18 protein-coding genes and 2 pseudogenes are annotated in these 21,246 nt (G+C 39.7%); 7 read left to right on the top strand and 13 right to left on the bottom strand.

The annotated features are described in order from the left end of the window. Positions 1-294 precede the first annotated feature (294 nt). The 11 genes and pseudogenes from ACIQXR_RS14540 to ACIQXR_RS14490 all read right to left on the bottom strand — a co-directional run bounded on the left by ACIQXR_RS14540 (position 295) and on the right by ACIQXR_RS14490 (position 11,245). Positions 295-1,269: a C39 family peptidase gene (locus ACIQXR_RS14540; protein ID WP_403080236.1), complete on the bottom strand. Its 975-nt coding sequence runs from the start codon at positions 1,267-1,269 to the stop codon at positions 295-297. 161 nt (positions 1,270-1,430) lie between these two features. Continuing rightward, a complete protein-coding gene (locus tag ACIQXR_RS14535) occupies positions 1,431-3,866 on the bottom strand; it encodes a heavy metal translocating P-type ATPase (RefSeq protein ID WP_403080234.1) in 2,436 nt (811 codons plus the stop codon). Between the two features lie 98 nt (positions 3,867-3,964). Further along, entirely contained in the window at positions 3,965-4,171 is a 207-nt protein-coding gene (gene copZ, locus ACIQXR_RS14530; RefSeq protein ID WP_402873508.1) for a copper chaperone CopZ, read from the bottom strand. 12 nt (positions 4,172-4,183) lie between these two features. Further along, positions 4,184-4,525, bottom strand: coding sequence for a metal-sensitive transcriptional regulator (locus ACIQXR_RS14525; protein ID WP_403080232.1), 342 nt, complete (start codon positions 4,523-4,525; stop codon positions 4,184-4,186). Between the two features lie 137 nt (positions 4,526-4,662). Then, positions 4,663-5,772 (bottom strand): annotated as a pseudogene (locus tag ACIQXR_RS14520) (MFS transporter); the annotation flags it as partial. A 427-nt stretch (positions 5,773-6,199) separates the two neighbouring features. Further along, a complete protein-coding gene (locus ACIQXR_RS14515) occupies positions 6,200-6,625 on the bottom strand; it encodes a GNAT family N-acetyltransferase (protein WP_403080231.1) in 426 nt (141 codons plus the stop codon). Between the two features lie 113 nt (positions 6,626-6,738). Beyond that, positions 6,739-7,242, bottom strand: a complete 504-nt coding sequence (locus ACIQXR_RS14510; protein ID WP_403080230.1) for a hypothetical protein — start codon at positions 7,240-7,242, stop codon at positions 6,739-6,741. A gap of 72 nt (positions 7,243-7,314) precedes the next feature. Next, entirely contained in the window at positions 7,315-7,491 is a 177-nt protein-coding gene (locus ACIQXR_RS14505; RefSeq protein ID WP_402873492.1) for a hypothetical protein, read from the bottom strand. Positions 7,492-7,711: 220 nt separating this feature from the next. Next, a complete protein-coding gene (locus ACIQXR_RS14500; RefSeq protein ID WP_402957580.1) occupies positions 7,712-8,953 on the bottom strand; it encodes an MFS transporter in 1,242 nt (413 codons plus the stop codon). A gap of 46 nt (positions 8,954-8,999) precedes the next feature. Next, entirely contained in the window at positions 9,000-9,848 is an 849-nt protein-coding gene (locus ACIQXR_RS14495) for an LpxL/LpxP family acyltransferase (RefSeq protein ID WP_402957578.1), read from the bottom strand. Continuing rightward, positions 9,827-11,245 (bottom strand): radical SAM protein, encoded by a 1,419-nt coding sequence (locus ACIQXR_RS14490; RefSeq protein WP_402986937.1) that lies wholly within the window; start codon positions 11,243-11,245, stop codon positions 9,827-9,829. Before ACIQXR_RS14490 ends, ACIQXR_RS14495 begins: the two co-directional genes overlap by 22 nt. A gap of 769 nt (positions 11,246-12,014) precedes the next feature. On the opposite strand from ACIQXR_RS14490, the gene ACIQXR_RS14485 reads away from it, so the two are divergent. From ACIQXR_RS14485 to nagE, 3 genes are read left to right on the top strand one after another with little or no spacing between them, the layout of a single operon-like run. Next, entirely contained in the window at positions 12,015-12,512 is a 498-nt protein-coding gene (locus ACIQXR_RS14485) for a PTS sugar transporter subunit IIA (RefSeq protein WP_403080229.1), read from the top strand. Between the two features lie 38 nt (positions 12,513-12,550). Then, positions 12,551-13,390 carry a PRD domain-containing protein gene (locus ACIQXR_RS14480; RefSeq protein ID WP_403080228.1) on the top strand — a complete coding sequence of 280 codons (840 nt, stop codon included), beginning with the start codon at positions 12,551-12,553 and terminating at the stop codon, positions 13,388-13,390. A gap of 53 nt (positions 13,391-13,443) precedes the next feature. Then, positions 13,444-14,892 carry an N-acetylglucosamine-specific PTS transporter subunit IIBC gene (gene nagE, locus ACIQXR_RS14475; protein WP_403080226.1) on the top strand — a complete coding sequence of 483 codons (1,449 nt, stop codon included), beginning with the start codon at positions 13,444-13,446 and terminating at the stop codon, positions 14,890-14,892. Between the two features lie 84 nt (positions 14,893-14,976). Here nagE and ACIQXR_RS14470 read toward each other — a convergent pair. Next, positions 14,977-15,542: pseudogene (locus ACIQXR_RS14470) on the bottom strand (cysteine hydrolase family protein). 229 nt (positions 15,543-15,771) lie between these two features. Between ACIQXR_RS14470 and ACIQXR_RS14465 the strand changes: the two are divergent. Further along, positions 15,772-17,163, top strand: a complete 1,392-nt coding sequence (locus ACIQXR_RS14465; protein ID WP_403080224.1) for a M28 family peptidase — start codon at positions 15,772-15,774, stop codon at positions 17,161-17,163. Between the two features lie 917 nt (positions 17,164-18,080). On the opposite strand, the gene ACIQXR_RS14460 is transcribed toward ACIQXR_RS14465, so the two are convergent. Next, the gene (locus ACIQXR_RS14460) at positions 18,081-18,536 is read right to left on the bottom strand and encodes a hypothetical protein (RefSeq protein WP_402873466.1); all 456 of its coding nucleotides are present in this window, start codon (positions 18,534-18,536) and stop codon (positions 18,081-18,083) included. 191 nt (positions 18,537-18,727) lie between these two features. Here ACIQXR_RS14460 and ACIQXR_RS14455 point away from each other — a divergent pair, with 191 nt between their 5' ends. Genes ACIQXR_RS14455 through ACIQXR_RS14445 form a run of 3 tightly spaced genes read left to right on the top strand, consistent with a single transcriptional unit; the run spans position 18,728 to position 20,953 of the window. Continuing rightward, positions 18,728-19,270, top strand: coding sequence for a sigma-70 family RNA polymerase sigma factor (locus ACIQXR_RS14455; protein WP_402873463.1), 543 nt, complete (start codon positions 18,728-18,730; stop codon positions 19,268-19,270). Next, a complete protein-coding gene (locus ACIQXR_RS14450; RefSeq protein WP_402873460.1) occupies positions 19,260-19,679 on the top strand; it encodes a PadR family transcriptional regulator in 420 nt (139 codons plus the stop codon). The genes ACIQXR_RS14455 and ACIQXR_RS14450 overlap by 11 nt, the downstream gene beginning before the upstream one ends. Next, complete coding sequence (locus ACIQXR_RS14445; RefSeq protein ID WP_402873458.1) at positions 19,676-20,953, top strand: FtsW/RodA/SpoVE family cell cycle protein; 1,278 nt, start codon at positions 19,676-19,678, stop codon at positions 20,951-20,953. The genes ACIQXR_RS14450 and ACIQXR_RS14445 overlap by 4 nt, the downstream gene beginning before the upstream one ends. Positions 20,954-21,246 lie beyond the last annotated feature (293 nt).

Below are 21,246 nucleotides of genomic sequence, written 5' to 3'. Positions count from 1 at the left end.
ACTTCGTCAATAATCTTTGATAGTCTTTCAATCTTTTCAGAAATAATTTGCAAGTTTTTCGGCAATTTTTCAAGAAAGTCTACTAGCTTTTGATACATTTGATCCCCTTTTATTGCTTATTTTATTTTTACGCTAAATAATTATACTACAATAGTATGGACATTTGTAGGGAAGTTACCAAAATAGAACAATGAATCGTTTCTTTCACTAAGACTAATGGAAACTCACAAATAGAATAAATAAAAAAGCGGCAACATCCATTGAACTGGATCTTGCCGCTTGGGTCGTATCTGCTTATTTCTTGTCTACGACAAGATAAGGTTGTAATTGGAATGGTTTTGGTGCGATGTTGCGGTCATTCCATTGGCCAAACCAACGCTCTAATGGATAGAAGTAATAGCCATCTTGCGCGTGATCAGATGTATCATACGGGTCAGCGAAGATCAGTGTATCATCGCCAATGCCCGGTGTGCCGTTATTGTCATATCCGATAATCGATTGCCAATGGCCATCCCAGTCGCCCCATTCCACCATGATTGGACGATCGTTCTTCAAATGATTCGTCAGCCATTTCACGAAATAGCTATCTTTCGCATCTTCTACAAACGCTTCTGTCGTTTCACTGTTTTCGGAAGCATACAGGCTGTTCCACGTGAAGGTTGCTGGCAGGTTGCCAACATTATTCTCAGTGACTTCTTTACTAGCTTGAATTAAGTCTGCGTCATTGTATTCCTCGCGATAGCTTGATTCGACGACTTCAAAGCCTTCTAAGTCCTTGAAGAAATCATAGAGTTGGGAAACATTCGAACCATATTCCGGGAAATTATTCGCGGTTCCTGGCAACGCATCTTTAACATCTAAGTCCGTCATCGACTTCATTTGCTTCGCGATATCCATCTCTGTTAGATCCGTGTACCCAAAATGATTCGCGACCATTAAAGCCGTGGCAGGTCCACAAGACCATTCCGTCGTTTGTTGCATTGTTTGATAGTTTTCAATCAGAATTAACCGATCATCTGACTTCATATTATAGAAGTCAGGTGCTTTATAGTAACGAGAATCCGCATGGTCTCCCTTAGAAGCATAGGCATCCGCTCCACCCGTTTCATCGTAGTCTTTCCCTTTGATGGTCGCTGTAGCATCCGTTTCAGCTGACACTTTTGTATCTACTTCCTTCGTAACTTCTGTTTCCTTTGAATCCGTGTCTTCTGAGCACGCCGATAATAATAGCATGGAGGATGCTAAAGCTGCCGTTAGAATTCTTTTCATGTGTCCCCACCCTTTTCCTGTTTTTTTCACAGGATTTGATTATAGTGGATGGAATTGTCATCGTCAAGGAGTTTACTAGTTAACTAAATTCTCACACAATCAAGAGCCTTGCTACACGTTATGGTAGCAAGGCTCTTTTTTACTTTCGTCATTTAATTAGCTTACTTTTCTAGTTTGACCCTTTGGAGACGTAATGCGTTCAAGACAACCGATACGGAACTGAACGCCATAGCAGCGCCAGCGACCCACGGTGCTAGAAGCCCCAATGCTGCAATCGGAATCCCAATCACGTTGTAGGCGAATGCCCAGAACAGATTCTGTTTAATATTGCGCATCGTTTTGCGACTCATGAGTATGGCATCCGCTATACTGTTCAAGTCCCCCCGAATTAATGTAATGTCGGCGGCTTCCATGGCAACATCCGTACCGGTTCCTATTGCCATGCCAATATCCGCTATGGCAAGGGCGGGTGCGTCATTGATACCATCCCCGACCATGGCAACCTTCTTCCCTTGTTGCTGCAACTTCTTCACTTCTTCCGCTTTCCCTTCAGGGAGCACTTCGGCTATGACGGCGTCAACGCCTACCTCTTTACCAATCGCCTGTGCGGTGCGCTCGTTATCGCCTGTCATCATCATGACTGTGATACCCATGCCTTGTAAGCGTGATATAGCTTCTTTGGAAGTTTCTTTAATGGTATCGGCCACGGCTACCAGGCCTGCATACTGTCCATTGATGGCCGCTAACATCGCTGTTTTTCCATCAGCCTCCAGTTTCTCCATCGTTGGAAGGATTGGTTGAATATCGATACCGTATTGTTTCATTAGTTTCCGCGTACCAACGAGGACACCTTGGCCTGAAACCGTTGCCTGTACCCCATGACCCGGTATCGCTTCAAAGAACTGGACATCGCCGAGTTCGATGCCTTTATCCTGAATGCCTTGCACGATTGCTTCTGCCAAGGGATGTTCGGATTGCTTTTCGGCAGCCCCAATCAATGATAGGAACTTCTTCTCACCCTGACCCGTTGCCGCATGAACATCCGTTAATACAGGTTTACCATGTGTGACGGTCCCTGTTTTATCCACAACCACCGTATCGATGCCTTGTGTTTGTTCTAAATGCTCGCCACCTTTGAATAAAATGCCGAATTCAGCGGCACGACCTGAACCTGCCATGATGGAAGTTGGCGTGGCTAATCCTAGTGCACATGGACAGGCAATCACAAGGACGGCAATCAACACTTCAAGTGCAGCCGTGAAATTACCCGGATTCACCAGGATCAACCAGGCTAAGAACGTAAGAATGGCAATCCCGATGACAATCGGTACGAACACACCTGAAATCTTATCTGCTAATCGTTGGATTGGCGCTTTTGTACCTTGCGCATCTTCTACTACCTTAATGATTTGGGCTAATGCCGTATCCCGGCCAACTTTTGTCGTTTTCATTTTAATGAAGCCATTTTTGTTGAGGGTGGAGCCATATAGCAGATCACCACTAGCCTTATCCACCGGCAGGCTTTCACCCGTCAGCATGGATTCATCGACAGCCGTCGTTCCTTCCATTACCTCTCCATCAACCGGGATCTTTTCACCCGGCTTCACCGGGATGGTATCACCCATCATCACTTCTTCTAGCGGGATTTCTTTTTCCACACCTTCTCGAATGACCATGGCTGTTTTCGCTTGAAGCCCCATTAATTTCTTGATGGCTTCGGATGACCGGCCTTTTGCTTTTGCCTCGAATAATTTACCTAAAAGGATAAGGGTAATTAACACGGCACTTGTTTCAAAATATAGATGCGGACCATGATGCGCGCCCATTGTAACAAGGGCTTGGTATACACTGTAAAAATAAGCCGCTGAAGTCCCCATCACCACGAGTACATCCATATTGGCACTACCGTTACGAAGTGATTTATAAGCACCTACATAAAACTGTTTACCGATGATAAATTGGACAGGCGTTGCAAAGATCATTTGAACCCAGGGATTCATTAAAAAATCCGGTACATATAGAAAGGATGTAAAAGAAAAGTGACCAAACATTGTCCATAGTAAAGGCAAGGAAAGAATGGCAGAAATGATGAATTTCAGTTTCTGCTCTTTAATGGCCTTTTCACGGTAATCCACTTGTTCTTTTCCGTCTTGCTTTTGATGGGCACCATACCCAAGCTTTTCTACCTTTGCAATGATGTCCGCAATCGTAACTTCAGATGGATTGAATTCTACCGTCGTTTTTTCAAGCGCTAAGTTGACGTTGGCAAATGATACACCATCCATTTTATTTAGGCCCTTTTCAATCCGCGTCGCACACGCTGCACACGTCATGCCCGTGATGGCGAATTCCTTTTTTTGCTTCACGACACCATACCCAAGCGCTTCAATTTTCTTTTCAAAATCTTCTTCACTCAGTTTGGAAGGATCGTATGTAATCGTGGACTTTTCAAGTGCTAAATTGACGGAGGCTTGCTCGACCCCGTCCATTTTATTCAACCCTTTTTCAATGCGGTTCGCACACGCTGCACACGTCATCCCTGAAATTTGAAGATTTGATTCTTTCGCTGCTGCTTTATCCTTAGATGCGGTTGCCATCTCATTCACCTCCACTATACCCAATAGGGGTATATTCTTTCGAAAGAATTAGAGTACCAGGGCGGCACTCTTCATCTTTTCATTATGGTACCCAAAATTCATTCTACTTCGTAGCCTTGATCATCAATGGTTTCTTTGATGGTATCTAGGGTTACCTTTTCCTTATCATACGAAACAGTAACTTGACCAGCTTCTAGCTGAACTTTTACTTGATCGACACCTTCTAATTTGCCTACACTACCTTCCACTGCTTTTACACAATGTCCGCAAGACATCCCGCTTACTTGTAAGGTTACATTTTCCATAGTATCTACTCCTTATTTTTTCATTAGTCTTTGGATCGTCACAAGGACTTCATCGAGTACTTCCAAGTCCCCTTCTTGAATACGATCTACCACACATTCTTTCATATGCGTTTCAAGAAGCAGCTTGGCCACACCATTTAAGGCGGATTGCGCAGCAGCTATCTGAGTAATCACGTCGTCACAGTATGTGTCTTTTTCGATTAACCCTTTTATGCCGCGAATTTGGCCTTCCACCCGATTCAGTCTTGTAACAAGATTTTTCTTTGTTGCCTCGGTATGATGGCTTTTCCGTTCATTTGTACTTGAACAACAAGTATCTTGATCTGCTGTTTCTTTATTTAGGTCGAATTCCATTTGTCGCCCCCTCACTCATATACCCCTATACCCTATATCAAAACCATATCATACCCCTCCACCCTATGTAAAGTTGGATGACATTTTACGAAAAAAAGCCAACGGAACTAAGTTGGCTTTTCATCAATCAAGCATCATTATTCTTCAAAGCTAGGTCCATCGATAGGGAGCGTTACTTGCTTTCTACAGGTCAAAAGATAAATGAACGAAAGACCTAAGCAAACCGAAGCGACCATAAATACAACGACGATGCTGTATCGCTGGCCCAGCATGCCCATCACGAGAGTGGATATCGCAAAAGTTAGCATGATGAGAGAACTTTGGACGGCATATACCTTAGCCAAAAGCCTTTCCTTGACTACACTTTGGATGATCGTATGAATGGAAATCATCCGTAGTTCTTCGAATAGACCATAAGAACCAATGAACAAAAGGGCAAGGAAGGGATTCACATTCACTCCAAATAAAAGGGTCAGCAGAAAGACCATGAACCCTCCACCCAACAGCACCTTCTGGATATTCTTATGAATGAAGGCGGACCGTCTATATGCAAGTATGCCCGCCAGAAATAATCCTAATAATAAAGAGGCGTTGATATAGCCCCACCACTCCGTTCCTACTCCCAGGCGTTTATCTATAAACGGATAAAGGATCGAGGATACCCAGACCGGGCTAGCGATCGAACCAAAAAACAGAGTGAAGTGTAGAGCACGCAGCCTCTTATCTCCTGCGATCAACCTCCACCCTTCAAACAGGGAATCCCTTTTGCTTTCCTTCCCTTCACGTTCAGATTGTTGTTGTTCCTTGACTCTTACGAATGCCAGCAAGCAAGTGGATAGCCCATACAAACAGCACGTTAACAATAACAGCCCGTGAGCCTGCAAAAGTGCCGCCAAAATGCCACCTGCAGCCCATCCTCCCATCTGAATGAATGTCTGGATAGAAGACATGAGGCTATTTGCTTTTAATAAGGACTCTTCCGGAACAAGCTGAGGGATCAAGGCACTACTCGCTGGATTAGCGAACCCATCCAAAAACATGATGAAGAAAATAAGGATATATACCGCTTCCATTGAGTCTTTCGAGAAAAGCGATGATACATATAGGGTTAGCACAAGTAAGAAACATGTTTTAACGAACTGGGAATGAAATAAAAGCTTTTTCAACGGGTATCGATCGATGAGCAGTGGTGCAAATAAACCTCCTACAAACCCACCAAGCATATTTATGACAGGAACCAACGAAACATAAAATAACGAATGGGTGACAGCTTAAACACTTGTTATCAGCGCAACAATATAAAAAACATCCCCAGCATTCGCTAACGATTGTCCTGCCACCAACACAGTAAATGATTTATTCTTCAATGCAAACAACCCCTCTTTATTCATTTTTCTAAGAGAATAAAGAGGTATTTACATGCGTTTCACTCCTTTGCAACCGGTTAGATCTACTTCATTTCACTTTGGATTTATATCAATGTCAAATACTAAGAAATCTAATAAGGAAGAGAGGGGTGTTTGCATTTCTATAGTGGAAATATATGTATGAATATAACATGAAAATGTCTTGTTTAGAAGTTGAAAAATCTAGGTTCTACAAGAAAAAAGAGATGCGAAAGCAACTCTCTATTTTGGAGTAAAGCCCCCTTAGAAGTTTGAAGAAAAAAAAGAATTACTTTATCATCTTAATAAAGTATTTTGGTGATTCAGAATAGCCTTGGCGGGAATAAAATCGATGTGCATCGATTCTTCTTGAATGACAATGAACCTCAAGTCTGTCACAGTTTCGCTTCTTAGCTAACTCAGTACAAAACTCTTCAATCTCTTGTCCAATTCCCTTACCCCTATTTGTTGAATCTACTGCAAAATAACTGATTCTAGCAAAATCCCCTATTAACGCTATTTGGGGTATATAATGCATGGAAATAAAAGCAATGACTCTTTCATTATCCTCATAAACCAGTAATTCCTCATCAGGATGTATGGTAAGCCTTTCTATTTTATCTTTAATGAAGGTCTCGGTATTTAAATAATCCAACTGGCCTAGCAAATCCGATATTGCCTTCCAATCTTGTATATTTGCTCTTCTGATCCCCACTTACTTCACTCCCTAAGAAAAATTTATATAGTATATTCATCATCTTCATTGAACTATCATGCCCCATTAGCTCATAAGAAAAAAGAGCTGCGAAAGCAACTCTCTTTATGGTGTCAATCTTCCCACTCATACTCTGAATTAAATTCTTCCGGCTCTATATCTGCATTTTTATAGGTATCGGGTTTTTCATTCGGCAACGTGACCGTTATTTCGGTATGATCTTTATTCAATTCGAGTGTCAGAAAAGATGTCTTGTTTGATTTCTTGTTAAATAGTATGCCGGTCAGTTTTGATTCAGTAGATTTTGCTAACTGGAAATGCTTTATCGTCTTATCTTTCCCCGTTTTAGTGAATTTTTCTACTATGTATTTGGATCTATTCTTCCCATCGTAACCATCACTTTTAATCAGTATATAAGATTCATCGTTCATCCAGCCGCCATATATCTGAAACTTGGGCGCTTCGTACGAGGGTATATCCTCTTTTTGTGTAGAATCTTGTACCTCTATTTTCTGCTCTACATCCACCTTTTCATTTTTCATGTCTTGTTCGTTATCACATGCAGCAAGACTCCCTATAAACAGAAGGCCTACGGAGATTTTTTTGAAAGAAAGCAAAGGCTTGACCTCCTAAAAGATGAACGTAAAATTTCGATTCTTCATAATAAATCCACCCGTTAGAGTTTTACATCAACTTATTTCCTTATGACTTCTTTCATTTTGAAGATAAATCTTTTTAAGTGTTGTATTTATATTATTCAAAGCAATAAGAATAATCCCCAACATCACAAAGGTTACTATTTCCCCTGTAAACCAAGATACTATGCCTAAAATTCCAGCATAAAGAATGTATAACCAATTACTCATATTCCATATCCTCCTACCTCTATATAAATGATCCTAACTAATTTTACCATATATATTTGGACGAATTTCTTTATTAGTTAATAAAAGGAATTCTGTTTGTCAGTATGATTAGTAAATATTTTAGTAGCCTTCTTGGCCAATCTTCTTAGCCATCTACTGAACTACCACGAATCGACACATAGTAAAAAGCAATGAGGAGTTCCCTCATTGCTCCGTTTCACTACCCTAATGTTTGTTTTGTCATCATGACTTCTTGGCTTATTAATTTCTTTTGCTTGTTGATTCGATACCAGCCCATCACAACAGCTATGATCGATATAGAGCAAGAAATAGCAAGAACATAACTTCCATTGAGTTTTAAGAGAAATACACCAGCAATGAAAACCCCTATGGGTTGTGCCAATGTCGCTCCAGCTGTCAGAAAACCCATGGCACTGCCCATGATGTTTTGGGGAATAGCCTGCTGCAATTCAGTTTGGAAGATTATTGTGACGGGAGCCGCTAAAAGTCCGAATACTCCAAACAACACAATACTCATGATAGTGGAATCCACTACAAAACCGGCAATCGTGCCCACGACTCCAGATAAAACATACAATACGATCGACATTTCAAAATTCATTTGTTTGATTTTATACGTAATGGTTGCTCCCAGGAGAGTCCCGATCCCAATGGCTGTAAAGCAGAGTCCCAAAGCCGCTGAACCATTCACCTTAATTTCCGAGTATAAAGTGGGGAGTAAGACATCCATGATCATAACGAATGCCATATTCGTAAACACCGCTGCCGTGATAGCCGAAAAGATCCACTTCTGTCTTTTTAAAATCGAGAATGTTACCTTAATTGGTGTTTGTATACGATTGGTATCTTGATTATTGGCATCTTTCAGTACCGCCCTGTACCTAAGAATCACATAGCAAACAACAGATAGAAGAATCAGGATGATCGACGTTAGCATCGCCACCGTAAATCCCCCTATTACCAAAAGACCACCAGCAATTGCCGTACCTAATAAGTTTGCGATTTGGGTGATGGCCGTTATGACACTATTGACCGATTTTAATTCTTCTGGCGGAGTTAACAATGGGATTAACGTTCTTTCAAGCGGTGTTAATATGGCGGAGGCCACACCCATGAAAAGAAGAACCAGGCAATAAATCCAGTAACCGAAGCCACTTGGTACTACTTCCATTAGTCCAATCGCGAATAATGCACATAACGTGAATAAATGCCAAACGCTAGCCCATAACCCTAAGGATATTTTATTGAATCGATCAATGAGTATGCCGCTTACCGCTGCCAATAATATCCCGGGTATATAACGAAATGCCATTAATGAACTAAACACCAAGGGCGAATGAGTGATGTTAATAAAGAACCAAGCTAACGTGAGGAAGACAATACTGGATTGTAAAGATTGTATGCCAAGAGCCACAATAATGAGGTGTATGTTTCGCTTCACTCTTTTTCTCCTTATGATTTGTCATTGGATCATCTGGATTTTCAAGTTAATGATTGGTAACAGTATGTTCTTCTTTGACCAACATATCTTCTATAAGTTTCCAACCGAACCATTGTGTAGGGTCATTATAAACTAACTCTTCTATCCATTTAAATAAAGGTTCAATTATACTGCCCTTATTGGAATAGGTTAATAAAGGTCCCATTACTAATTCATATTTGTTTGAATTGCATTGAATGGCAACTGGCAGAACATTCGCATTGCATAGTCTACTCAAATGTTCAACTCCCAGGGGTACATGAACCTTTTCCCCTAATAACTCCAATTTATATAATTCCTTATCATTCGAAGAACTGATTTCCGGATAAATTAAAGGGTAATTGCCGATTTTAAATCCTTTTACTAATTTTCGAAGTATCCATATATCAGGAACAGGCAAGAAATTCACCTTATCATTCGGTAAAATTTTTTTTATGCTTTTTCCTACTTCATGCCCTTCAGATCCTCCAGTGGCTAAAATATATGAGCTATCACCAATTAATTGACTTAATATTGTAGGAACCAACATATGTACTCCGAAATGCGGAATGGCTAAAATACACGGAGCTTTCAGAGCATCTTCTAATTCATCTGGTATTGTTAAAAAGGAGGCGTCTAGACCATTTGATCTCAACAGACTTAATAAATTTGCCCAATGCATGGGCCTTTCCGCAAGGAATTTCTTAAAGTTATAAATTCTTCTTTCATCTTGTGAAACAAAAGAGGATAACAAGTTAGGAGTACTCCACTCCTCCGGCCGGGAGCAAAATTCTAAAAGATCCTCTTTATTCAGTGTTAATAATTCATCTATATTTTCCGCTAAGTCTTGAAAACCTAAATTTTTGATTTTTCCCATATTTCTTCACCTACCTTATAGCATTCTGGCATAGCACCGTAAGCATCGAATAAAGTTCTCTTTGCATAACATCTGCAAGTTTGCATCCTACAATTACCATTAAAAATACAGCCCTGGCATGCTTTTAATTCCTCTATCTCCCATCCACCTCTATAAAAATCCCACTTTGTACTATTCCATATGGAAATTAAATCTGTCTCCTTTACATTCCCTATAATTTGAGATCGATCACCAATAGATTCCGTACATGGATAAACGCTTCCGTCTGCACCAATTGCTAGTAAAAACATACCTTGAGGGCCTACGTTAGCAGGTAAACTGAAAAGATTATCTGTGTTCTTTTTACCTGGATAATAATACGCTTGAAATTCAATTTTTATATTTGGAAATTCTTTTGCCACTTCTAACACTTCTTCTTCAAAATACGCTAGTTGTGAAAGGGTAAATAGAAAGTTTTCTGGATTTCCACCAGCTCGACCCGAAACAGAAGCGGGGTGAAAACTAATTCCATTAGCACCATTGGCCGCACATGTTTCAATCACTTTTCTTACGACTCCATTTTCAACACTTTCAGGAACTAAAACCGACTCTACAATCACATAGAAACTATCGTTTGAGAATCTTTTTAAAGTATTAATGACTTTGTGAAATTGGCCGTTTCCACGTATTTTATCGTGATAGATTTCATCCCCATCTAAAGATAGGTGGATTTGTAACCCTCTTCCCTTTCTATCTTTTAATCTAAGTAATGAATCATAAACTTTTTGAGTGACTCGGTGACCATTTGTAAAAAACTCAAAAAAACATCGTAACGTGCCAGCGTGATCAATTAACTCACATATATCCTTTCTGGTAGTGGTTTCCCCTCCAGAAAAAGCCAATTCAATGATTCCCAAATTATCTAGGTCTGTAAATAGTTTTTTCATTTCTTCTGTATTTAAATTATCACTGGTATCAAAAAAAGGGGAAGATTCTCGTAAACAATGAGTACACATCAAATTGCATCTCATTGTACTCGTAACGTTAACTTTTGTTGGAAATGTCATTGGTGTATATTTGGAAGTTTTCGGAGGTGAAATACTGAGATGTTTAAGAGGCCGTTCAGAGGAAATATATTGATCTGTTAAAAAAAGGGTCCCCCCATCTATCAATTCCTTTATAAATTCGTCAAATTCCACACGATCAGGCAACTCATTCAATGCTACTGCTTTCTCATGGTAATAATTCCAGGCATCATCTATCGTTCGAGAGGTTGTGAGATAGGTGAGTAGTTCAAAGGTAGCTGCTGAAATAAATTCTGTATGCCTAGTTCGAGCGGTGTAAAAAAAACGTGCATTAGATTCCAAATAACCATGTTCATTTCTTAAAATGACATCATCATGTAAAACTATATACATTTTCACCAACCCCTTCAAATAAATTGGGATGACGGGCCTTCGACAGGCCCATCATCCTTTGTTAGTTACAAAGTTATTTACCCGTTGGTGCAGTTGGCTTTTGACAACCGCAGTTGTTAAATGATGGTAGAGTTCCGTCGATAAGTGAGTCGTGCTTCTTCATAATCGATTACCTCCTTTTCAATTTATTGGAATTATCATACTATTCAAAATATATACTTGTAAACCACTATTTCCTTATCTAATTAATATTGGTAGAAAAGTAGTGAATCAATCTCCTTATATTTACAGATCCAAATAAACCTCTCTCTTGAACTATTCAATTTGGAGCTAGTATAGTTAAATCAGTTAGGATATTTTAGTCTCCAGCAATATGGACTTAGGCAACCTCCGACCTGGAAATTTGATGGTACTGGCTTATATTTTTAAGTTTGTGGGTCGAATAAAATGGCACACTCTTCCTAACATGAAAGGTCCTAATTCCCTAGAAAGCGCTATTTAGATATTCATATTATTCTTTGATAACCGTAGCCATTAACTATTTTGAATATTCAAATATACTTTCTTTACATATTGTGTTATTGAATAAATAATGGTATTTTATAAGTAATATTCCATATTGATCACATGTTACTGATTCGTTCAGGCAGGGTGGTACGGTTGAGAGAATTTCGATTCTTTTAATTGGTTACTTCCGTGCCTTTTTTTGTGTTCACTTAAAGTAAAATGTTAGAAAATCATCTAAAAATAGGTACAAGGAGAATCTAAAATGTTTTCAAAATTATTTAAGAAAACCCCAAAAACACCGCAGCTTATTTATGCACCCATAAATGGAGAGATTCTTTCCATAGAAGAAGTACCCGATCCAGTTTTCAGTCAAAAAATGATGGGGGAAGGAATAGCTATTGTTCCGATTGATGGAAATGTGTCATCACCAGTGTCTGGAAAAGTTATACAAATTGCTCCTACAAAGCATGCAATTGGCGTATTAGCTGATGATGGAACGGAACTATTGATTCATGTTGGTCTTGAAACAGTTGCTTTAAAAGGTGAGGGATTTGATGTAAAAGTAAACGTTGGAGATTCCATAACGGTCGGGCAATTATTACTGACCTATCATTTACAGCATATTAAAGAACATGCAAAAAGCGACATGTTGATTATGGTTATTACAAACAGTCAAACGAATACAACTAAATATGAAATGTCTTTGGATAAAGTTGCAAGAATGGGTGAAACGGTCGTGATTAAGGTGACAAATACGTAAACATTTCCTATGCCACATGTTTGAGGAGGAATATTCGAGTGAAAATAAAAAAAATCCTGAATAATAACGCGGTAGTGGTTGAAGACGGGCAAACCGAGAAAATAGCCATCGGTACAGGCATTGCCTTTAACAAGCGAAGAAATGATCTTGTCAAAACACAAGAAGTTGAAAAGCTTTTTGTTATAGAGGAAACGGATAAGTTCCAGCAGCTTATATTGAGAATCCCTGAAAAGCATTTCGAAATATCGGAAGAAATCATTTCCTATGCAGAAGAAAAGTTAGGTGTGAAATTAAGTGACCATATCCATATTGTCCTAACAGACCATTTATCCTTTGCGATTGAAAGAGAACAAGAAGGAATCCATTTACAGAACAAGCTCCTTCAAGAAATTAAAGTACTCTACAAAACTGAATTTGAAATTGGTATGTGGGCTATTCAGCACATTGCAAAGAGGTTTCATATTGAAATGCCAATAGATGAAGCTGGCTATATTGCCCTTCATATCCATACAGCTAAACCACAAAATGGAGATATGAAGGAAACCGTAAGACAAACAGCCATTATCAGTGACCTTATCCAGACGATTACTGAATTCTTGGATATTACGATCAATCATGATGATATTTCTTACCAACGTTTAATCACACATCTTCGTCATTCCATCTCTAGAGTAAAGCATTTTGAACTTCATACCATGGATGAGGAAATGCTAGAGATGATAAAAAAGAAGTTTCCGATTTCCTATCAATGCTCTAAGGAAGTATTTCAAGTATTAATGAACACTTATGAAATGGAACTTCCGGAATGTGAACTTGGCTACATCACTCTCCATATAGAGAGATTAAAGCAGCGTTGGAGTATAACAGAGAAAATATAAAGAATGATAGCATCATATTATTCAATTTAAAAAATTGATAGGGGGTATTTAAAATGATGAAATATCTACAGAAAATTGGTCGCTCATTGATGTTACCAGTAGCAGTATTACCAGCTGCAGCCATTTTGATGGGAATCGGTTATTGGATCGATCCTTCCGGTTGGGGAGCTGATAATCCGATAGCTGCGTTCTTCATTAAAGCTGGATCTTCCATTATTGATAACATGTCAATCTTATTTGCAGTCGGAGTAGCTCTAGGTATGTCTAAACACAAAGACGGATCAGCTGCATTGAGTGGGTTAGTCGCCTACCTAGTTGTTACAACTTTGCTTTCGATAGATTCAGTGGCTATGCTACAAGGCATTGATGCAGATAATGTAAACCCAGCCTTTGAAAAAATAGAAAATCAATTTGTTGGGATTCTCTCGGGAATCGTAGCTTCGATCATGTACAATCGGTTTAGTCATGTACAATTGCCAGCTGCCTTATCCTTCTTTAGTGGAAAACGTTTAGTACCAATCATGACAGCGGTTTCAATGTTGCTGGTTTCCGTGATATTATTCTTTGCATGGCCAGTCATCTTTACAGGATTGGTATCTTTCGGTACAGCGATTAGTAAGTTAGATTTTGTGGGTGCAGGATTATATGGATTCTTCAATAGACTTTTAATTCCAACAGGACTGCATCATGCATTAAACTCCGTGTTTTGGTTTGATGTAGCTGGAATTAATGATATCGGAAATTTCTGGGCAGGAACGGGAACAAAGGGAACTACAGGGATGTATCAAGCAGGGTTCTTCCCAATCATGATGTTCGGTTTACCGGCCGCTGCTTTAGCCATGTATCATACTGCAAAAACGAAAAGAAAAAAACAAGCGGCATCGTTAATGTTAGCAGCAGGATTTGCTTCATTCTTTACAGGGGTTACAGAACCACTTGAATTTTCATTTATGTTTTTAGCTCCGGCTCTTTATGTAGTTCATGCAGCCTTAACAGGTATTTCATTAGCCATTGCAGCATTTTTCCATTGGACAGCAGGATTTGGTTTTAGTGCGGGACTAGTCGACTTCGTTTTAAGTTCAAGACTACCATTGGCTAATCAGCCATATATGTTACTACTTCAAGGTCTAATCTTTGCCGTCATTTATTATGTATTATTCCGTTTCTTGATTACGAAGTTCAACTTAGCGACTCCTGGTAGGGAAGCCGATACAGATGACGATATTGAAGTAGATGCAAACAATACACCAGTAGGAAATAAATTCGCTGTCATGGCGGCCAAAATTTATGATGGTCTAGGCGGGGACGCTAATGTGACGTCTATTGATAATTGTGTAACACGCTTAAGAATTGAAGTCAAAAACATGGATGCCGTTGACCAAGATAAGATTAAATCAACAGGAGTACCAGGAATCAATATTGTCGGGCCACAAAGCATTCAAGTGATTGTTGGAACGCAAGTACAATTTGTAGCAGATGAAATGGAAAAAATCCGAAAATGAAGGAATGAAAGATAAAGAGCTGTGGATCTGTTATAGGTCCACATCTTTTTGGTTGTTTCTTTTATCGCCATTTCCTTATCCGTTTTAATTGGATGATCGGTATTCACTATGGCCTGGGTTAAATACATCTTCAGTAGATTGTCTAACAAGGGAAAAGTTATCTACATTATAGTGACCATGGAGGGTCTCGTTGTGATGGAGGATGATTTGTTTGGCCGATAGGATTTTCGAGTCAGTCGTGGAGTGTCCATCCCCCACTAACGTGACATCATACTGATTGATCGTTGCTGTACGTACGGCCGTATCAATACAATGCTCGGTCTTGCATCCCATTATCACAAGGTGCTCCACATGGTTTTCACGTAAATGTTCGTTCAACGGTGTGCCATAAAACGAATTGGTGGCCGCTTTGTCCAAGATAGTAGCCGTTGATGGAACGTTAATATCTCTATGTATCTGAAATCCAGGTCTTCACCATTTGCCACATCTAAATCCCTGATGAAAACAACGGGAATCCCTTCACGTATCGCTTTTTCAATGACAGTATTAATCGTATGAATGAGCCTTTCTTTCTCAAAAACCCCTTGTTCCTCTGAGTTCCCTTCCATTAAATCCTGTTGTGCATCAATGATCAATAAGGTTTGTTTCAATCCTTTCCCTCCTAAATCTATTCCCTACTAAAAAGCATTTCTACTAGTCCCTTATCTTTTCGGCAAAAGATAGATGGATACCTTTTTCCCTACCCGGATTTCCCTAGCTATCAGGATAAAAGTAGGGGTCAGATACCGACTGATTGTTGGATTTTACAGACTAACGACTCATTTACAAACTATTCAGTAAATTACATAATTAGGGATAATATGACGAAGGTGGGATTTTATGTATAGAAAATCATTAACAGTTCTATTAGCTACGGGGATGGTTCTATCATCTGGTACAGCATTGGCACAACCAAACGGAAACGGGGCACCAAATGCCCAGTCCAGCACAGCTTTTGATAACAAAGTAATTAAAAAAATCAGTGCGGACAACATGTATAACACGATTGCCTATCTTTCAGAGGAACCGAGGGCAGCTGGTACAGAAGGCGAGATCCGTGCAGTCAAATACATAGAAAGCCAGTTTAAGAGTCTAGGTTTTGAAACAAAGATTCAGCCTTTTCCCATCTATGATACGGTACAGATTGTAAAAGTTAAACTTGGTGACAGCGATTTAGGAGGAACACCGCGTGCCTTTAGCGGCAGTATCAGCGGGAAGGTCACGGCTGAACTTGTTTATGTTGGAAAAGCAAAACCAGAGGAGATTGGCGATGTATCCGGGAAAATTGCCCTAATCGAACGTGGGGACATTAACTTTGTTGATAAGGTTCAGAATGTCCTAAATAAGGGAGCGGTTGGCGTCTTGATGTACAACAACTCCCCTTCAGGAAATAACTTTGGACAAGTATCAGCCGGGCAAAATATACCTGCTGTAGCCATTACCCAAGCCCAAGGGGTAGAACTGGTCGAACAGCTTAAAACGAAACCGGTCACAGCCACTCTGGAAGTGGGTAAAGTCGAAAGAATCGAAAAGACATCCTACAATGTCATCGCTTCCCTAAAGCCAAAACCTAATAAGGATAATGGTCAAATCATCACGGTTGGGGCCCACCATGATTCTGTCCCAGGCGGCCCTGGCGCAAACGATGATGCTTCGGGTGTATCGGCTGTGCTGGAATTGGCAAGAATCCTGGCCAAAACGCCAATTGACACGGAAATTCGCTTCATGACGTTCGGAGCGGAGGAAAGAGGGCTCGTTGGATCATCCTTCTATGCGAATTCCCTTCCCAAATCGGATGTAGACCGCATGGTGGCTCACTTCCAAATGGATATGATAGGTGGACGTGATGCAGGAGCGGATAATCCAGCAGGCGGTTTGATCATGTATACCATCGATGGAAAGAAAAACCTTGTAACGGACCTGGGTTCCTCAGCAGGAGCAAGAACAATGGATGTGGCGATTCCTTTTGGACAGCTTGGCAGAAGTGACCACCAACCATTCCATGAGCTTGGCATTCCATCCGCCCTGTTCATCCACTCCCCTGTAGAGCCTTGGTATCACCAGCCTACAGATACACTGGATAAGATCTCGAAAGAAAAATTACAGCAAGCAGCTGAAATTGTCGGTGCCAGCGTGTATCAAATTGCCCGTCCGGAAACGCCGGCATTAAAAAATGCACGGGTCGCTCCTGTCACGGTGGACTATGACTTTGAGGACCGTCCTGTAGACTAAGTATTGCATTGTACAGGAGATTACGAGATTAATATTGGGGCTTTAAAATCAGGAGAGCAGCTGTAAATTATACAGCTGCTCTCTTTTTTTATGGGCTATTTTTAAGTCCCTTAGTTGATGTAAAGAAGATAAAAGGGATAGCAACGATCTCCTCTATAACGTACTATGATTTTTATATCTTCAACTAACGCACCCATTAGTAAAAAATGAACCTTTCTTCAATATGAAGAAACAGTTTTATTCTTTCCTTTTCAATTTTCCGAATAAACCTATTGCAATAGCTGTGCCAATGCCGACAGCAAACCAAGTAGCGAAACTCAATTCAATCCCTCCTTTTAGACTTAAATGGTTCCATATCGTATTTTTACGAACTAGATACTAAAGTTTCACTAACCTGCCCCGTTAGTTTAAATTAGAAACATCACAAAACAGTGTATTATTTCTTTTAAACAATGTTTATATCAGGCTATGTTTAAGGTTGATTGAAAACACGCAAAGGATTTGGTTATATATGTTAAAATAAAATAATGATGTTATAATTTCCACTTAAATTCTAAGAGCAGAAGGGAATGAATTTAATATGGATATAACTTTCACTTCATTTTTAGTTATTTTAATAATAATTTCAATTGTAATAAATATTTATTTATACATTCAGCTTAAAAGATATCAGGTAAATGACAGGGCTCATAAAGCTACGTGGCAAGAGGTTATGGGACTTCATAATCCAGTAAACCTATTAGTGTGGTTCTTTTTAACTGTGGCTTTATTTTTAGGGACGATAGTAATAATAGTCGAAGTATTCACCCTATAAAATTATCAGGTGTGTATTGCTTATTGAGAGTACGTCCTCAATATGTTCTTCCACTAACCTGTCCCGTTAAAGATAGCCACAATCTTCAACCAACTCACACCCCTTATAAGTTATTTATACCCTTGACCATCTGCCTGATTGCTCCTAAATGATATGCAGCATGGGCCAATGCCCCTAAGAGAATAGTGGCCGTAGAAGAATTCATATCTCGTTCCTGACTGATGTATTCATCCATCTTCATGTATTCATGATGAAGCCCATTCTTTATGTCCTCCCATTCACCGCTTGTCACTGCTCCGATTTCCCAACTTTCATCCCAATTGAAATCCTGCTCCTTGCCCTCCAATGATTGGTTATTCGCCCATAAGTGGTAACGTGTGTGATCCGTATGAGCCGCGATCGTCACGCCTTCGATTAGTACCGAAGCCTCCTCAGAGCTTAATGGATCAATAGTGCCGAACAATCCACTCCCTGGCTTCGATTCAGTGAACCAACTCGAGTTGCCTTCCGGGCCCTCAAATGTTTCACTTAATATGGTCTTTATTCCTTCCATCTCCAAATTGTAACCCCTCCTACACTATTTTTACTTATAGTATTCAACAATCGGATATACAGAATACTTCATTATAAATCAATCAATATTTCTTATTTTCAACTGCCATCACAACAAATGGGATAATTTTATAAAAATAGAAAACCTTCTTATAAGTACTATCGTCTATATATCTAGGAAAGGAAGTGTGAACTGTTTTGGAGGAGTTTGTGTTGAAGTGGTCTCAATTGAAAGATGATGAAGCCTTATTTGATGAAATGATGTCCCTTTATGGTCAGGATATTTTGCAATTGGTCTATTCCTATGTAAAAGATGCAGTTGTCGCCGAGGACCTGACACAGGAGATCTTCATCAAATCTTATAAAGCTTTGCCTACATATAACCAACAATCTAGTATACGGACGTGGCTTTGGAAAATCGCTATTAATCATTGTAAGGATTATAGGAAAAGCTGGTACTTCCGAAACGTTTCGACTGCGGATCAGGAGCTTGAATGGACTTCTACCAATAATGTGGAAGATGATGTCATTCAGCAGGATGAAGATAGAAAACTGGCTGATGCAGTCATGGCCCTGCCGATTCAGTATCGCGAGCTGATTTACCTTCATTATTTTCAGGAAATGAAGCTCAAGGAGATCTCTGAAATTACCGGGGTCAAACTCGGCACTGTGAAGACCCGTATGCGCCAGGCGAAAAGAAGGCTAAAAACCTATTGGGAGGAATCTACCGATGGAAGATAAATTAACACGCTTGAAATCGGCTATGAAAAAACATACATTTCCTGAATTGAAATTCACGGATGACCATAGAAGTTCCATCCATTCTTCTATCAAAAAGCAGGATGCGAGCATGGAAGACATCATGATTGCCATTTTCAGATCATTGGATAAGGAGAAAAGTGGTTATCAAATTAATGAATCGCTCTACCAGAAAGGCATCCGGAATTTTGAAGGTAAAGATGGTTCCTTGTATACTGTCTTGCATGAGCTTGAGAAGGAAGGCTGGCTCCTGTCTTTTTGGGAAACGGATGAAAGGAAACTCTATTCCTTGGATGAACGTGCGAAAAAGTGGCTAAAGAAAAAGGAATCAAAAAGTGGTTCTGCCTCAGCTCTTTGGAGGACAGCGTTTGAAGGAGGAAGAGGCGATTGAGAAGCAATCAATTTTTAGATGAGGTTTCGTCGTATATCCGATCAAAAGAAGCCAAAAAGTATATAGAAGCTGAATTTAAGAACCATTTGCATCAATCCAAAACCGAATGGATCAAAAAAGGTTATCAAGAGGACGAAGCAGAGGAAATGGCTGTTAGGAATATGGGTAACCCCTCTGACATTGGACTGAAGATGGACAAGCTGCACAGACCAAAAATCGATTGGAAGCTAATGAGCATGTTTCTGTTCATGTCCGCTACGGGTCTGTTTTTATTATCCTTCTTATTTAAGGATGGTCATACCTTTTCCGTACTGAAACAGGTATATTCTGTAACAGGAAGTGTCATTTTGGCCTGCCTCCTACTTTTTTTCGATTATCGTAAATTACAAAGATGGGGCTGGGTTTTCTTTACGGTGGGATGTCTGATTCTTGTTCAGTTCATATTTTCCAATGTAATCGTGCACGGGCGTCCTCAACTGAATATTCTGGGCTTAATGTCGGTCGATTCTATTGTAGTTCTGCCTATTTTCCTCCTGGCCTGGGCCGGAATACTGCAATCGAAAAAGATGAATGTTTATTTGGCTGCCTTTTTATACATTTGTTCGGTCTATTTGTTTATGAATACAGTCAACGTGCAGGCGGTGGGGCTTTACTCATTGATGGTTGCTGTAATGGTCTGGCGAAGCGGCCTAAGTAAAAAGAAACTCCTTATCACGGCTGGGGTCCTGTTTACTGCATGTGTTTCCCTTATACTAGTCTCGATATCCTTGAAAGATATAAAGATCTATCAATTTCAACGACTTACTGCCTTCGTTACGCCTGAAAAATTCAGTGAGACATCAGGGTATACCTATTTGAAACTAGAAAGGCTAATTGAGGATGCCGGATGGTTTGGTCATTTTGGTTCCCTTGGAGCGTTTGATTTTTCTAATGAAATGATGACGGATTTTATCTTTGTCACCATTACCTATAATCTTGGCTGGGTTGGGGCCTTGCTCATAGGTCTCCTATTTTTATGGATGATTTGGCGAATTTCTCGTATATTCCAAACTGTGAAAGACCCTTTTGGGAAAATGCTTGTTTCCGGCTGTTTTGCCATATTCACTGCACAAGTAACCATCAGCATCGGAATGTCTCTCGGCTTATTACCGATCATAAGCCTATCCCTTCCATTTATGAGCTATGGTGCATTATCTGCCATGATTAACGCCTTCTTGTTCGGTTTAATTTTAAGTGTGTATCACAAAAAAAACTTCATACAGATAAAGGCATGAAGTTTTGGAACCTTAATCAACGATTATAGTAGCGTATATGAGAAGAACCCATTTTGTAGATTGATTCAAGTGGGTTTCTTTTTATGTAATTATATTCACCAAATATTCTTGACTATGCGAATCATCATTCTAGGAATAAGCATAATGATGTACCAAACCACTTCAAATATAATGGACGCACTTAGCTCCTCTAAGATATCTTTAAAAAAGCCTTTCAGCCTATCTCTTTTCCTTTTTCTAAATTTCATCTTCTTTCTCCTACTAACTCTACAATTGAAATTAATTATAATAAA

This window comes from Peribacillus sp. NPDC097224 (assembly GCF_044761985.1).
Lineage (GTDB): Bacteria > Bacillota > Bacilli > Bacillales > DSM-1321 > Peribacillus.
This window is presented reverse-complemented; position numbering and strand designations above follow the sequence as displayed.